At 69.1% G+C, this 1,128-nt stretch carries 1 protein-coding gene; it reads right to left on the reverse strand.

Annotation, left to right across the window (positions count from 1 at the left end; translation table 11 throughout):
- Nucleotides 1–1,061, reverse strand: a protein-coding gene (locus tag ACI2LW_RS33720; protein ID WP_404735065.1) for an IS3 family transposase whose coding sequence is annotated in 2 segments (ribosomal slippage) — nt 1–774 and nt 777–1,061 — 1,059 coding nt annotated over the 2 segments. Because the reading frame shifts where the segments join, the coding sequence is not laid out codon by codon here. This gene is flagged as partial in the annotation.
- Nucleotides 1,062–1,128: the final 67 nt, after the last annotated feature.

The raw sequence follows: 1,128 nt of genomic DNA on the forward strand, positions 1-1,128 counted from the left end.
GATCCGCAACTCCTGGCGGGTGGCCCAGGCGCGGCGGTCGAGGACGTTCTTCTGCAGCAGTGCGAAGAAGCTCTCCATCGCGGCGTTGTCGCCGGCGGCCCCGACCCGGCCCATTGAGCCGACCAGGCCGTGCCGGTTGAGGACGGCGGCGACCTTGCGGGAGCGGAATTGCGATCCGCGGTCGGAGTGCACGATGCATCCCGCAGCAGGGCCGCGGCGGGCGACGGCGGACTCCAGCGCGGCCACTGCGAGGCGGGACTTCATCCGGGCGTCGATGGAATAGCCCACGATGCGACCGGAGTACACGTCCTTGACCGCGCATAGATACAGCTTGCCCTCGCCGGTCGCGTGCTCAGTGATGTCCGTGAGCCACAATCGGTTCGGCTCGTCTGCGGTGAAGTCCCGCCGCACCAGGTCATCGTGGACCGGTGGCCCGGCTTTGGTGTTCTTCCCGCGGCCTCTTCGCTTGCCGAAGGCACTCCACCAGCCGTTGTCCCGGCAGATCCGCCAGGCGGTCCGCTCGGCCATCACCTCACCGGCGGCGCGGGCCTCGTCGCGAAGGAAGCGGTGCCCGAACTCGGGATCGTCGCGGTGCGCGTCGAACAGGGCGTTGGCCCGGTATGCCTCGGCCATCTCAGCATCAGTGACCGGCCTGGTCAGCCACCGGTAGTAGGGCTGGCGGGCCAGCCCGAGCACCCGGCACGTCACCGCCACCGGCACCCGGTAAGGGGCATCGGCGGCGGCCAGCTCACGGACGAGCGTGTACATCATTTTGCCGGCAGGTTCGCCTGCGACAGATACGCCGCAGCCCTCCTGAGCACCTCGTTCTCCTGCTCCAGCAACCGGATCCGCTTGCGGGCCTCGCGCAGCTCGGCCGACTCACCCGACGGCGTTGCGGGCCTGGCGCCCTCATCGGTCTCGGCGCGGCGCAGCCACTTCGACAGCGTGATCGGGTGGACCCCGAAGTCGGTGGCGATCTGTTCCAGCGTGATGCCGGGCTCGCGGTTACGCGCGACCCGCACGACGTCCTCGCGGAACTCCTTCGGATACGGCTTGGGCACTGCAACATCCTTCCAGGCCGCTTCTCAGCAAGCCAGGTCAGGTGTCACCCAACCCTGCAGCAGTCCC

It is taken from the genome of Streptomyces sp. NPDC004065, assembly GCF_044903565.1.
GTDB lineage: Bacteria > Actinomycetota > Actinomycetes > Streptomycetales > Streptomycetaceae > Streptomyces.